Consider the following 15442-nt stretch of genomic DNA (forward strand, 5'->3'; position numbering starts at 1 on the left):
GCATAGTATGAAAACAATGAAAACTAAATACGATAAATTATGGGAGAAATTATTATAACACTATTACCTTCGATACTATATATAATCCTGTTAACAATAGTTGCAGATTTATATTTATTAGTAAGAAAATATCTTAAACTAAAGATTAAAGAATTAAAAAGGGAAAAGTAATTATACCTTATATACTTTCTTATAAAGAAAGCGATAAAGAAAAGATAACCGATATACAAAATTGAAGCGTTTTACCAGTAATACAAGGCTGTCTAAATTTTAGGCAGCCTATTTTTCTATACAGTCTTATAGTATTGCCAATAAAAGCTATTCGTTTTGTAAATTGTAACTTATCAAGTATCTTTGCAGCTTCAAATTTCAACCCGTATTATGAATAAATTACTGATTGTAGGAACGGTAGCCTTTGATGCCATCGAAACACCTTTTGGAAAAACCGATAAAATTTTAGGAGGAGCAGGCACCTACATAGGGCTTTCGGCATCATTTTTTAAACTGCAACAGGCAATAGTATCAGTAGTAGGCGAAGATTTTCCGCAGGAATACATCGACCTGCTTACCGAAAGAAATATCGATATTACAGGGCTGGAAGTAGTAAAAGGCGGTAAAACCTTTTTTTGGAGCGGGCGTTACCATAACGACCTTAACTCGCGCGACACGCTGGACACGCAGCTTAATGTTCTTGCCGATTTTAAACCCGTAGTACCCCAGCATTATAAAGATGCCGATGTAGTACTGCTGGGCAACCTGCACCCGCTTACGCAAATGAGTGTGCTCGATCAAATGGAAAAACAGCCAAAACTGATAGTGCTCGACACCATGAACTTTTGGATGAACTGCGCACTGCCCGAACTACTCGAAGTAATAAAAAGAGTAGATGTTATTACCATAAATGACGAAGAGGCACGCCAGCTATCAGGAGAATACTCCTTAGTAAAGGCAGCAGCCAAAATACGCCAAATGGGTCCTGAATATGTAGTGATAAAAAAAGGAGAACACGGCGCATTACTATTCCATAAAAAAGAAGTGTTTTTTGCACCCGCATTACCGCTGGAGGAAGTGTTTGACCCTACAGGAGCAGGCGATACCTTTGCAGGAGGATTTGCAGGATATATAACCCAAAGCGAAAACATCTCCTTCGAGAACATGAAAAACGCCATTATATATGGCTCAAACATGGCATCGTTTTGTGTAGAAAAATTTGGAGCCGAACGAATGATAAACCTCACAAAAGAAGAGGTGCTGGAACGCTTACAACAATTTAAAGCACTAACCCAGTTTGATATTTTGCTGGAAGATGAAGAATAATACCAGAGCCTCATTACGGGGCTTTTTTTAATAAACAACAACACAACAGGAAGGAGTATAATTTATGAGCGACGCTATTAAACACGAATGCGGCATTGCGCTTTTAAGGCTGTTAAAGCCTTTAGACTATTATAAACAAAAATACGGTTCAGCTTTTTACGGCATACAAAAAATGTATTTGCTGATGGAAAAGCAGCACAACCGCGGGCAGGATGGTGCCGGTTTTGCCAGTATTAAAATGGATGTACAGCCGGGGCAACGCTACATCAGTAGGGTGCGCTCCAACCAGCAGCAGCCCATACAGGATATTTTTACCCAAATAAACAGCCGGATAAGTGATGAGCTTGCCGCACACCCCGAATATAATGAAGATACGGCTTTACTGAAAAATGAAGTGCCCTATGTGGGCGAAGTATATTTAGGACACGTGCGCTACGGTACCTTTGGCAAAAACAGTATCGAGAGCGTTCACCCGTTTTTAAGGCAAAACAACTGGATGCATCGCAACCTTATTGTGGCAGGTAACTTTAACATGACAAATGTAAAGGAACTTTTTGAAAGCCTTGTAGAACTGGGGCAGCACCCAAAAGAACTTGCCGATACCGTAACGGTAATGGAAAAAATAGGTCATTTTCTGGATGATGAAGTTGCCGAGTTATACCAAGATTGTAAAAATGAAGGATACAGTAAGCAGGAAGCATCGGCTATAATATCCGAGAGGCTCAATGTAGCCCGCATACTAAGGCGCGCCTCCAAGCAATGGGATGGCGGTTATGCCATGGCAGGGCTTTTTGGGCATGGCGACAGCTTTGTGTTTCGCGACCCTGCGGGCATTCGCCCCGCATACTACTATCAGGATGATGAGATTGCCGTAGTGGCATCCGAAAGACCGGTTATACAAACAGTTTTCAACGTACAGTTTGAAGATGTGAAAGAACTTGAGCCGGGACATGCCATTATTATTAAAAAAGGCGGTAATGTATCAGTAAAAGAAATTATCCCCTCCACCACTAAAAAAGCCTGTTCGTTTGAACGTATTTACTTTTCGCGAGGCAGCGATGCCGAGATATACCGCGAGCGCAAAGAGCTGGGCAGGCTCATACTGCCACAGGTGCTAAAGGCTATAAATAATGATACTGATAACAGTGTTTTCAGCTATATACCCAATACTGCCGAAACATCCTTTTTTGGGATGGTAGAGGCTGCGCAGGATTTCCTGAACCAAAGAAAAAACAATCATATACTGCAAAACAGGCATACACTGACAGAGGAAACGCTGAAAGAGTTACTTTCGGTAAAAATACGTACCGAAAAAATAGCCATTAAGGATGCCAAGCTGCGCACTTTTATTACAGAAGACAGCAGCCGCGACGACCTTGTGGCACACGTGTATGACGTTACCTATGGAGTAATAAAGCCCGAAGACAATCTTGTTATTATTGATGACAGTATTGTGCGCGGTACTACACTGAAAAAGAGTATCATTAAAATGATGGACAGGCTAAACCCGAAACGTATTGTGGTAGTATCATCTGCTCCGCAAATACGTTATCCAGATTGTTATGGTATTGATATGGCAAAACTGGAAGGCTTAGTGGCATTTCAGGCAGCGCTTGCCCTGCTGAAAGAGCGTGGCATGCAGCATATAGTAGATGAGGTATATCAAAAATCGAAAGCACAGGAAAACACGGCTGATGCTGATGTAGTAAACTATGTGAAAGATTTTTATGCCCCGTTTACAGATGAGGAAATTTCGGATAAGATAGCAGAATTGCTGAAAGCGGACGATATAAAAGCCGAAGTTAAAATAATATTTCAAAACGTTGAGAATTTGCATAAAGCCTGCCCTAAAAATCTGGGCGACTGGTACTTTACGGGAGATTATCCTACGCCGGGCGGTAATAGGGTAGTCAATCGTGCCTTTATCAATTTTTATGAGGGTAACGATGCCCGCGCCTATTAAAATTATGTATTTCATCGATTTTTATAGCATTTCATCCATTTTGTTTATTGTTTTGTGGTGTTTTTTGTACATTTAATCAAAATAGCATTAGTAAATTAATTTTATGGTATTTTTGGGGGCAAGAAAGCGGAAACCGAACGTTTCCGCTTTCTTTTGTTATATACCTAAGCCATCTGCTTCTTGCGGGTATAACAATATAATAATGAGCAGATAATTATTTAATAACTCATTTTAACGTTTTTTTATACTTTTTATCGATAGGTGTTGCAAGGTATTCAACCATAATTTATATTTGCTTTCAAATAGCAAGTAAAAATTAATTTTTACGATATTTTTGGGGAGAGGAAGCGGGAACTATAGTTTCCGCTTCCTTGTTTTACAAAGGTTTTGTAAAGTTAAACCTTCTCTGTAAAGTTATTTATACTTTTGCAGGCATGAACAACAATCACCAAACAGCCGTTAAAGCCACTTACTTTAGTATTGCTACAAATATTGTTTTAGCTGCTGTAAAGGCTTTAGCCGGAGTTTTTGGCAATTCGTATGCCTTGATAGCTGATGCTATAGAGTCAACTACCGATATCTTTTCGTCATTTCTGGTACTATTCGGCTTAAAATATACCAACAGACCTCCCGATAAAAATCACCCGTACGGGCATGGGCGTGCCGAACCCCTTATAACCTTTATAGTAGTAGGATTTTTAATAATATCGGCAGTGGTTATTGCCTATGAGAGTATTATAAATGTAACTACACCCCATGAGCCTCCTAAACCGTGGACACTTATTTTTCTGGGAGGGCTTATTATCTGGAAAGAAATATCTTTTAGAATTGTAATGCGAAAAGCACTACAGTCAAACAGCTCGGCACTAAAGGCAGATGCCTGGCACCACCGCAGTGATGCTATAACATCGGTAGCCGCATTTTTGGGTATTGCCATTGCCGTAATTTTTGGTGATGGGTATGAAACTGCCGACGATTGGGCTGCACTATTTGCTTCAGGATTTATATTGTATAATGCCTATAAGATATTCAGGCCTGCGCTGGGCGAAATTATGGACGAACATTTGTATGACGATGTTATTGCTAATATAAGGAAAGTGGCAAAAGAGGTAGATGGCATAGTGGCTACAGAAAAATGCTACGTTCGTAAAGCAGGTATGCAGTATCATGTAGATCTTCATGCCGTTGTTGATGGCAACATTACCGTAAGGCACGGGCATGAACTGGCACATAACCTACAGGACGGGTTAAGGATTGAATTTCCTGAGTTTGGGAATGTTCTTATTCATATAGAGCCTGACACTCTTTAATACTGTAGTCCCGATTGGATAATAATGCAGTTAATCGGGTTTTTACCCTTTTCATCTAAAAGAGTTGGTATCAACAGGGGTCTTACCTTACATTTGACATCAAATAGCAATAGTAAATTAATTTTTACGGTATTTTGGGGGCAAAAAGCGAAACTTTAAAGTTTTCGCTTTTTTTTTGTGCCTATACTTCCTGTTGTTTTTCCGTTATAAAGCTACAAACTGCAGTTAATCGATTTTTTGTCCTTTTCATCTAAAAGAGTTGGTGTCAACAGGGGTCTTGCCCTACATTTGACATCAAATAGCAATAGTAAATTAATTTTACGGTATTTTGGGGGCAAAAAGCGAAACTTTAAAGTTTTCGCTTTTTTTTTGTGCCTATATTTCCTATAGTTTTTCAGGTACAAAACTACAAATTGCAGCTAATCGATTATTTACCCTTTTCATCTAAAAGAGTTGTTATAGGGAGGCATGTTACCTTACCTTTGGCATCAAATAGCAATAGTAAATTAATTTTTACGGTATTTTGGGGGCAAAAAAGCGGGAATTTTACTTCCCGCTTTTTTTTATTCTTTTTCCTACAATTCAAAATTTACCCGGAGCAGACTATTTTTTAGCATTATATATTTAATAACGTTAAGTTTTACTCTCAATACTTTCAGCATGTTTTTTGTTAAAAAGCGCATTAAATATATAAATATTAAATTTTAAAATTAATATTTTAAATAAATAATTGTGTTATAAATTATAATAGAATATTTTTGCACCTAAAATGTATAGTAAATTAATTTTTACGGTATTTTTTGGGGGCGGAAGCGGAGACGACAGTTTCCGCTTTTATTTTTATATTACATTTCAGGATCAATCAAAAAAGCGGATGCCTTTTTAAGGAGCATCCGCTTTTTATAAAAAATTTCTACCTGTTTATTTATCCATAGCATAACGTCTTGCTACTTCTTCCCAGTTAATAACATTAAAGAAAGCATCAATATAATCAGGACGTTTGTTTTGATAGTTTAAATAGTAAGCATGCTCCCAAACGTCAAGACCCAGTATTGGCGTTCCTCCGCACCCTGTTTCGGGCATCAGCGGATTGTCTTGGTTAGGAGTAGCACAAATTTCCAGCTTACCGCCTTTGTGTACGCATAGCCATGCCCATCCTGAGCCAAACTGTGTGGCTGCCGCTTTGGAAAACTTAGCTTTAAACTCATCAAACGACCCGAAAGCTTTATCAATAGCCTCTTCAAGGTCACCCTGTGGCTGTCCGCCACCATTTGGCGACATTACCTGCCAAAACAGGTTATGGTTATAAAACCCTCCGCCGTTATTTCGCACAGCAGTATTTGCCGGGTCAAGGTTTATAAGTATATTATCAATAGTTTTACCCTCAAGGTCAGTACCCGCTATCGCATTATTAAGGTTAGTAGTATAAGCGTTATGGTGCTTCGTGTGGTGTATTTCCATCGTACGGGCATCAATATGAGGCTCAAGAGCATCATACGCATAAGGAAGTTTAGGTAATTCAAAAGCCATGGTATGTGTGGTTTTAAAAGATTAGTATTAAATTTAATCCAAATTTAGAGATTTATGCTCTAAAAAGAAATAAGATTTTGTTATAATTTCTCTTACGAAATATTAAATATCATAAAATAAGGTGAATAAAACTGCATTTTCTATATATAACGCTTCGGCAGGATCGGGCAAAACCTACATGCTTGTAAAAGAGTACTTAAAGATAGTGCTTCTTGCCACTGCCGATGATGCTTACCGAAAAATACTTGCCATAACCTTTACCAATAAAGCTGTGGAAGAGATGAAAAGCCGAATAATTTTTAACCTTTCGGACTTTGCTAAAGACGAACCTTCGGAAAAAGGCGCAGCGCTAATGCAAGTTTTATCCGCAGAAACCCGGCTGTCGCCTGCCACAATAAAAGACAAATCCAAAGCAATAATCAAACACATCATACACAATTATGCCTCGTTTGATATTTCTACCATCGATAGGTTTACCCACAAAGTTATCCGTGCCTTTGCGCACGATCTGAACCTCTCGGTATCGTTTGATGTTTCGCTCGAAACCGAAAATTTGTTAAAAGAAGCCGTAGATGCCATTATTGCCAAAGCAGGCGAAAATGAAGAATTAACCAATTTGCTTGTTGATTTCTCTCTCGATAAAACCGATAACGATAAAAGCTGGGATGTTACCTACGAACTTTTTGAAACCGGCAAGCTCCTGATAAACGAAAACAACCGTAATGAACTAAACCAGTTTAAAGAAAAAACAATAGAAGAGTTTACAACGGTAAAAGTAAAACTGCAGCAGGCCGTAGCGCAACTGGAGGCAGAATGCATAACGCTGGGGCATCAGCTTAATGCCCTGTTGGAACAGGAGGGTATAGACCCAAAATGGATAAATGCCCATTTTATGAAACATATAGCAAGTATAGCCGATGGAACTTTAAATTACAGTAATAAAAAGTACTACGAGCCGGAAGATATAAGCATTAATAAAACCGCAAAAAACCCAAACGCTGCAGAGGGCATTAAACCACAACTTTTACAACTCCTTAAATTAGTATATAAAAACTACGAAAAGAAAAACTTTTATGAGGCGTTCCTTAAAAATATAACACCGCTATCCTTACTCAACTCCATAGGGCAGGAACTGGAGCGCATACAAAAAGACCAAAATGTACTCTCTATATCCGAGTTTAATGCCATAATCCATAAAGAAATACAAAACCAGCCCGCCCCCTTTATATATGAGCGACTGGGCGAGCGATACCGCCACTTTTTTATCGATGAGTTTCAGGATACCAGCCAAATGCAATGGCAAAACCTGATACCGCTTATAGACAATGCATTGGCATCCGAAGATATGGGTATAAAAGGCTCGCTAATGCTGGTGGGCGACCCCAAGCAATCCATATACCGCTGGCGTGGCGGTAAGGCAGAGCAGTTTATCGATTTGAGCAAAGGCTTAAACCCCTTCTCAAATCCTGATAAAGGAGTAATAAACTTAGAAACCAATTACAGAAGTTACGACACGATTATTGATTTTAATAACGATTTTTTTTCGCTGTTGTCAAACGAGTTTCTAAATGAAGATTACAGCTCTATGTACCGCAACAGCAGGCAGCTATATAACCCCAAGCAAGGCGGGTATGCAAACATTGTTTTTGTACCCGAAGCAGATGCTACAGATGAAGATACCCCAAATCGAGACGAGCTGTACCTCGAAGCCACACTCGCCACAATACACAAAGTAAAAGCACAAGGCTTTATGTATAAAGATATGGTATTGCTCACGCGAAAGCGACAACCCGGCGTACTGCTGGCAAACTACCTTACCGAGCAGGGCATACCCATACTGTCATCCGAAACGCTGTTGATAGAAAATGCCACCGAAGTAAAGCTGATAGTAAACCTGCTGCGCTACTTAAAGAGCAATGAAAACAAAGAAGCAAAAGCCCACTTTTTATACTTTGTGGCAAACAGCCGCCAAATGGGCGAAGCCATACACCACTTTATAGCCGAAGGCATGGAGCAGCCCACCGAAGAAGCTCTGGAAAAATGGCTGAACACCTACGATATACACATCTCTTTTAAAGGATGCCGTAAAAAATCATTATACGAAGCCGTAGAAACCATAGTAGATGCCTTTATAAAAGAAAAAGCCAACCAGAGCTACGTGCAGTATTTCTTGGATTTGGTATTAGAGCGCGACATCCGCACCCAGTCCGGCATATCCGATTTTTTAACCTATTGGGATACCAACGGCTCTAAATTCAGCATACCCTCGCCCGAAGGTAACGATGCCGTTCGTATCATGACCATACATAAGGCAAAAGGACTGGAGTTTCCCGTAGTGATATTACCCTTTGCCGAAGAAGATTATGCCCGCGCGCCGCGCAGCAAAATGTGGCTGGAGCTGGAAGATGAAACCTTTGGGTTCGAAAAAGCATTGATAGACCGTAACAAAAGCGTAGCCGATTATGGCGAGCGTGGTGCAGCACTCTATACTATTAAGGAGCAGGAAGAACTGCTGGATAACATCAATATACTCTATGTAGCCCTTACCCGTGCCGAAGAACAGTTGTATATTATATCGGCACGAAATACTAAAGCTAATGGCGAGCTTACCGATAATATGTCGTCATTCTTCATAAAATTCCTGCAAAGCAAAGGTATTTATGACAACAACAAGAACGAATATGAATTTGGCGCCCCCAAACGAATATCCGTACCTGATGAAGAAACACAGCAACAACCCACCATACAGGTAGTACAACAACGCCTGAACCCGCGTGCCGTAAAAATAGCCAAGCGCGAAGCCCTGATGTGGGGCAGTACCCAACTAAAAGCCATAGAATTTGGAAATGTAATGCACGAAATACTCGCATTTGTAAAAACTGCCGATGACATACCGCTTGCCGTAATAAAAGCAACAGAATCGGGGTTGATAACGCAAGGACAAAAAGAGGAAGTAACCCAAACACTTAAACAGATAATACACCACCCGGAACTGGCAATATTTTTTATGCCCGATGCGGTAGTATATAACGAGCAGCGTATAATAGGGTTAGGTATGCCAACCATAAAGCCCGACAGGGTAACAGTAAGCAACGGTAAAGCCTACTTGTTAGATTATAAAACAGGCACTCATTTACCCCAATATGAAAAGCAATTAAATAGTTATGACGAAGCATTACAACAAATGGGCTTACAGGTAGCTAAAAAAACACTCGTATATATAGGAGAGGAAATAAATGTGGTAAATTTAGCCCCCTAACCCCCAAAGGGGGAATACAGCTTTATGTATATTTGCCTGACAAAAAATAATTAAGCCCTGCTCCCCTCTCTTTTGGAGAGGGGTTGGGGGAGAGGCAGAACAACAACAAACAAACTATATATAATATGTACGGAAAAATTAAAGAGTATCTGGCTGAAGAGCTGGAAACGATAAAAGAAAACGGGCTTTATAAAAAAGAACGCATTATTGCATCACCACAAGATGCCGAGATTACACTTACCGATGGCAGCAAGGTGCTTAACTTTTGTGCCAATAACTACTTGGGGCTGTCATCGCACCCCGAAGTAATTCAGGCAGCCAAAGATACTTTGGACTCACACGGCTTCGGTATGTCATCCGTACGATTCATCTGCGGTACGCAAGACATTCATAAAGAACTGGAACAAAAAATAGCCGATTTCTACGGTACGGAAGATACGATACTGTATGCAGCAGCATTTGATGCTAACGGAGGAGTGTTTGAGCCGCTGCTTGGCGCAGAAGATGCCATAATTTCCGACAGTCTTAACCACGCCTCTATTATCGATGGCGTGCGCCTGTGTAAAGCAGCACGCTACCGTTATGAAAACAGCAATATGCAGGAGCTTGAAGAGCAACTTATAAAAGCTAACGAAGAAGGCAGGCGTTTTAAAATCATCGTAACCGATGGTGTTTTCTCTATGGACGGGCTTGTAGCCCCGCTTGATAAAATATGCGACCTTGCCGATAAGTATGATGCAATGGTAATGGTTGACGAATGCCACGCAGCCGGTTTTATAGGCGCAACAGGCAAAGGCACGCTGGAAGCCAAAAACGTTATGGGCAGGGTAGATATCATTACAGGAACACTGGGCAAAGCCCTTGGCGGAGCAATGGGAGGCTATACTACAGGTAAAAAAGAAATTATCGAGATGTTAAGGCAACGCTCGCGCCCCTACCTTTTCTCGAACTCGCTTGCCCCCGCTATAGTAGGTGCATCTATAAAGGTGTTTGAATTGCTGGAAAAAGATACTTCGTTGAGGGATAAACTGGAATGGAATACCAACTATTTTAAAGAGGGTATGAAAAAAGCAGGTTTTGATATTATAGACGGCGACTCGGCTATTGTGCCCGTAATGTTGTATGATGCTAAACTTTCTCAGGTAATGGCAGATGAGTTGTTGAAGAAAGGAATATATGTAATAGGCTTCTTTTTTCCTGTTGTTCCGAAAGACAAAGCACGTATCCGTGTGCAGCTTTCGGCAGCCCATACACAGGCACATTTAGACAAGGCAATTGCTTCATTTACAGAAGTTGGGAAAGCATTAACGATTATTTAACTACAATTTAAGCCGTTTAGTAGGATAATTTTTAATAAATCGTTTTGCCATTATCTTTTAACAGATTACATTTGTATGCATGTAATCCTATATGTAATTAAAATAAAAAAGTATGAAACATCTTAACAAACTATTCGTTGCTGCTCTTATGGCATTGGGATTGAGTGCCCATGCGCAGGACGATAACAATCCGTGGGCCATTTCGTTTGGTGCCAATGCAGTAAGTAACCGTTTTGGTTCTGCATCAGAGTTTGGTGACCAGTTTAGTGGTTATTTTAAAGCAAAAGAGCACTGGAATATTATACCTTCAGTTTCTTACGTAACATTGTCAAGAAACGTAGGGAATAACTTCTCTGTAGGGCTTACAGGTTCTGTAAACCAAATAGACAAATTAGTATCTCGTGAGCCGGGTACACAAAACTATAGTGTTAGTAATCCGGGCGATCTTACCTATTATGCTGCTGATGCTACTATCCGTTACAGCTTTATGAACGCTATAGGAACCAGTTGGTTCGATCCAAGCCTTAACTTAGGTGGTGGTTATACATGGATAGATGATAAAGGTAATGGTACATTAAACGGAGGCGTAGGCGTAACGTTTTGGTTTGCTAAAAACATGGGGCTTTCATTACAATCTATATACAAGCATACTTTTGAAGAACAAGCAGAAGCTAACGTGCCAAGACACATACAGCACTTTGCAGGTGTAATTTTCAAATTTGGCGGAAAAGATACTGATAAAGACGGTATTTATGACAAAGATGATTTATGTCCGGAAGAACCGGGTCTTGCTCAGTTCCAAGGATGTCCTGATACTGACTTAGACGGTATTCCTGACAAAGACGATTTATGTCCTAACGAGGCAGGTCTTCCTGAGTTCCAAGGATGTCCTGATACAGATGGCGACGGTATCGCTGACAAAGATGATAACTGCCCGGATGTTGCAGGTCTTGCAAGCATGAAAGGTTGTCCTGATACAGATGGCGACGGTATAACTGACGCTGATGACAACTGTCCTGAAGTTTCAGGTCCGAGAGCTAATAATGGATGCCCATGGCCGGATACTGACGGTGACGGTGTACTTGACAAAGATGACCTTTGCCCGGATGTAAAAGGTACTACTGCAAATCGTGGTTGTCCTGAAGTAACCGATGAGGTTATGAAAAAACTTAACGAGTACGCAAGAACAATCCTTTTCAACAGTGGTAAATCTTCTTTCAAAGATGAAACACTTCCTGTGCTTCAAAACATGAAAGAAATCTTTAAAGAATACCCACAAGCAAGATTCAGCATCGAAGGTCACACAGACAGCGACGGTAGTAACGAACTTAACCAAACGCTATCAGAAAACAGAGCTGCTGCTGTAGTTAACTTCCTTGTAGAAAACGGAATTGCTAAAGACAGATTGATGTCATCAGGTTTTGGTGAAACTAAACCAATTGCATCAAACAAAACAGCTGCCGGTAAAGCACAAAACAGAAGAGTAGAAGTTAAGCTTATAAAAGAGTAATTTTTACAACTCAAAATAAATTGAAAGATGCCTCCGCAATGCGGGGGCATTTTTTATGAGATAAATTGTGTAAACTTGTATAGCGGTATTTTGCTTTAAATCAATCATAAAACTAAAAATCATGAAAAAAATTATCTTACTCTTAGCATTGCTGTTTTTATTGGTTTCATGCGCCCACACAGCCCATTGCGACTTCCCAAGTGAAGAACAATATGGCTTTTGGAGCGGTTTGCTGCATGGTATTATATCTCCCATAGGTTTGGTAGGTATGTTGTTATATGATGATGTAGCTGTTTTCGCCCCTAATAACAACGGAGCATGGTATGCTTTCGGATTTTTATTAGGTTCAGGCGGTTGGGGCTTTTTGGCTTCCAGAGGTTCTAAAAAATAATTTGATTGTATAAGGCTTGGTAAGAGTTTTATTATTTTTACAATATGCTAAATGAAACCTTTTTAGATAAACTCAGCTCACAAATACTGAGTAATTACGGCAATACGCTTTCGGGTATAACCATAGTATTACCCAATAAAAGAGCAAGAATATTTTTAATAGAAGCATTAAAAAGACAGCTTGATACTACCGTGTTTGCTCCCGAAATTATCAGTATAGAAGATTTTGTGCAGGACGTTGCGGGCATTCGCAGTATCGACACTATAGAGCTGCTGTTTGAGTTCTACACTATATACCTGGAGCTTACGCCAAAAGAAAAACAACAACCCTTTGAAAGTTTTGCCAACTGGGCAAAAACACTATTGCAGGATTTTAACGAAATAGACCGTTACCTGCTGCCACCCGAACACGTTTTTTCGTACCTGAAAGACATTGAGGACATCAAGCACTGGTCGCTCGATTTAGAGAGCCAAACCGAGATGATAAAAAATTATCTGGAGTTTTGGGCATTACTGCCCAAGTATTACGACACATTGTACCGTCACTTAAAAGAAAAAGGAGCAGGCTATCAGGGGCTTATTTACAGGGAGGCTGTTGCTAACATCAGCCACTTCTCAAAATCGTTTAAAAAAGACAGGCTCATTTTTGCCGGCTTTAATGCCCTTAATGCTGCCGAAGAACATATTATACAACACCTGATGACCGATGGTAAGGCAAGCATATATTGGGATATCGACCGTACGTTTCTTAACGATCCCTACCACGATGCGGGGCTGTTTATTCGTCGCTTCCAAAAAGAGTGGAAACAGTTTACCGTACAGCCTTTTGAATGGATAAGCGATGCTTTTAGCGAAGAAAAGAACATACAGATAATAGGCACACCCAAAACGGTGGGACAGGCAAAAATAGCAGGCAAAATTGTAGAACAAATACAGCAAAGCGGGCAAACCCTCGATAAAACCGCATTGGTACTGGGCGAAGAAAATATGCTTGTGCCCATGCTGTACAGCCTGCCCAACAGCGTGGGTGCGCTCAACATTACTATGGGCTACAGCAGCCGTAACAACCCCGCGCAAATACTGGTGCAAAAGCTGTTTAAAATGCACACCAACGCGCTGAACCGCAGCGAAACAAGCTACACACTATACTACCGCGAGGTGCTGGATGTATTGAACCATCCGTTGGTAGAACCCTACTTGGGAGCATCAAAACTGGTAGATACCATAAACCGGAATAACATTACCTTCTTTTCGCTCAATAAGCTTTTTGAAATACAAGGCAATCCTTCGGAACTGTTTAATTTACTGTTTGAACGATGGGATACCAATGCAGGCGATGTTTTGCAAAGGCTTTCCCGTATCCTTGTTATGCTTAAATCGTTTTTGAGTAACGATGATGAAGAAGACAAGATAACCAAAGCCTTCCTGTACTCCATATTCAAAGTGATTAACAAGCTCATCAATTACTACGAGCAACATCCGCAAATGAACAACCTTGCCATACTGCAATCGGTTTACAAGCAGGTAGTCGATTTGGCAGAAGTATCTTTTGAAGGCGAACCCTTATCGGGATTGCAAGTAATGGGCGTGTTGGAAAGCCGTGTGCTTGATTTTGATAATGTGATTATCACTTCGATGAACGAAGGGAAATTCCCCGCAGGGAAAACCCAAAATTCGTTTATACCTTATGATGTAAAGCGTGAGCTTGGCTTGCCTACTTATAAGGAAAAAGATGCCATATACAGCTACCACTTTTACCACTTGTTGATGCGTGCCAAGAACATTTACCTGTTGTACAATACCGAAAGCGAAGGGTTGGATGCAGGGGAGCGAAGCCGTTTCCTTACCCAACTGGAAATTGAAAAAAAGCCAAGCCATAACCTGCAAAGCGTTATTTATAATGCCAATCTGCCCCAAAAGGCATACGAGCCTATGGTAGTGCCAAAGTCTGCCCAAGTACAGGAGCGTTTAAAAGAAATTGCTACAGGCAAGGGCTTTTCGCCATCGGCATTAACGGGGTACATTCGTAACCCCATGCAGTTTTACTACCAGCGCGTACTGCGCATTTATGAAGTGGATGAGGTAGAGGAGAGCATTGCTCTTAACACACTGGGGACTATTATACACGGTGCGCTCGAAGCACTTTACAAACCTTACATCAATAAGTTTCTTACCGTACAGGACATTGAAGCTATGGCGGCAATAGCCGATGAGGAGGTTATGAAACAGTTTACAGCCGAGTACAAAGAGGGCGAAATTAAAAAGGGACGCAATCTGCTGGCTTTTGAAGTGGCAAAGCGCAACGTGCACAACCTGCTAAAGCAGGAAAAGCAAAGCCTTAAAAATGATGATGCTGTAAAAGTACTTGCCTTGGAAGAGCCTTACGAACGTTGGCTGGAAGACGACAGGCTGCCCTATGCCGTAAAAATAGCAGGAAATATAGACCGTATAGAACAGCGCAATGGTAAGATAAGGATTATAGATTATAAAACGGGTAAAGTAGATAAGTACAACTTAGTACTGAAAACCTGGGAAGGGCTTACCGCCGATATAAAACACGACAAAATAATACAGCTACTGACGTATGTGTTTATGTATGAGCCAAACGCCAACGGTATGGAGATGGAAGCGGGTATTATATCGTTTAAAAATATGAAAAGCGGCTTTATGAATTTTAGTTTTAAAGAGGGCGCGGAACGGAATGCTCCTGTACTCGACATTGTAGATACTGGACTTTTGGAAGATTACAAGTCGCAGTTAGTTATCCTCATCAACGAAATACTTAATGCCGAAGTACCGTTTGAGGAGGTTGTTTAGACATTTAAGCAGAACAAAAATTAATCG

9 protein-coding genes are annotated in these 15442 nt (G+C 40.5%); 8 read left to right on the forward strand and 1 reads right to left on the reverse strand.

What is annotated here, in order from left to right; all coding sequences use genetic code 11:
• Positions 1-381: 381 nt before the first annotated feature.
• The 3 genes from E0W68_RS09890 to E0W68_RS09900 all read left to right on the forward strand — a co-directional run bounded on the left by E0W68_RS09890 (position 382) and on the right by E0W68_RS09900 (position 4590).
• On the forward strand, positions 382-1317 hold the full coding sequence (locus tag E0W68_RS09890; protein WP_135219267.1) for a PfkB family carbohydrate kinase: 936 nt from the start codon (positions 382-384) through the stop codon (positions 1315-1317).
• A 64-nt stretch (positions 1318-1381) separates the two neighbouring features.
• Complete coding sequence (locus tag E0W68_RS09895) at positions 1382-3280, forward strand: amidophosphoribosyltransferase (protein WP_135219268.1); 1899 nt, start codon at positions 1382-1384, stop codon at positions 3278-3280.
• Positions 3281-3714: 434 nt separating this feature from the next.
• Complete coding sequence (locus E0W68_RS09900; protein WP_135219269.1) at positions 3715-4590, forward strand: cation diffusion facilitator family transporter; 876 nt, start codon at positions 3715-3717, stop codon at positions 4588-4590.
• Between the two features lie 921 nt (positions 4591-5511).
• On the opposite strand, the gene E0W68_RS09905 is transcribed toward E0W68_RS09900, so the two are convergent.
• A complete protein-coding gene (locus E0W68_RS09905; protein ID WP_135219270.1) occupies positions 5512-6120 on the reverse strand; it encodes a superoxide dismutase in 609 nt (202 codons plus the stop codon).
• Between the two features lie 121 nt (positions 6121-6241).
• On the opposite strand from E0W68_RS09905, the gene E0W68_RS09910 reads away from it, so the two are divergent.
• The 5 genes from E0W68_RS09910 to E0W68_RS09930 all read left to right on the forward strand — a co-directional run bounded on the left by E0W68_RS09910 (position 6242) and on the right by E0W68_RS09930 (position 15415).
• Positions 6242-9379, forward strand: coding sequence for a UvrD-helicase domain-containing protein (locus E0W68_RS09910; protein ID WP_135219271.1), 3138 nt, complete (start codon positions 6242-6244; stop codon positions 9377-9379).
• Between the two features lie 125 nt (positions 9380-9504).
• Positions 9505-10698: a glycine C-acetyltransferase gene (gene kbl / locus E0W68_RS09915; protein ID WP_135219272.1), complete on the forward strand. Its 1194-nt coding sequence runs from the start codon at positions 9505-9507 to the stop codon at positions 10696-10698.
• A 112-nt stretch (positions 10699-10810) separates the two neighbouring features.
• On the forward strand, positions 10811-12208 hold the full coding sequence (locus tag E0W68_RS09920; protein WP_135219273.1) for an OmpA family protein: 1398 nt from the start codon (positions 10811-10813) through the stop codon (positions 12206-12208).
• A 121-nt stretch (positions 12209-12329) separates the two neighbouring features.
• The gene (locus E0W68_RS09925; protein WP_135219274.1) at positions 12330-12599 is read left to right on the forward strand and encodes a hypothetical protein; all 270 of its coding nucleotides are present in this window, start codon (positions 12330-12332) and stop codon (positions 12597-12599) included.
• A gap of 44 nt (positions 12600-12643) precedes the next feature.
• Positions 12644-15415 carry a PD-(D/E)XK nuclease family protein gene (locus E0W68_RS09930; protein WP_135219275.1) on the forward strand — a complete coding sequence of 924 codons (2772 nt, stop codon included), beginning with the start codon at positions 12644-12646 and terminating at the stop codon, positions 15413-15415.
• Positions 15416-15442 lie beyond the last annotated feature (27 nt).

It is taken from the genome of Flavobacterium salilacus subsp. salilacus (assembly GCF_004634195.1).
Classification (GTDB): Bacteria; Bacteroidota; Bacteroidia; order Flavobacteriales; family Flavobacteriaceae; genus Flavobacterium; species Flavobacterium salilacus.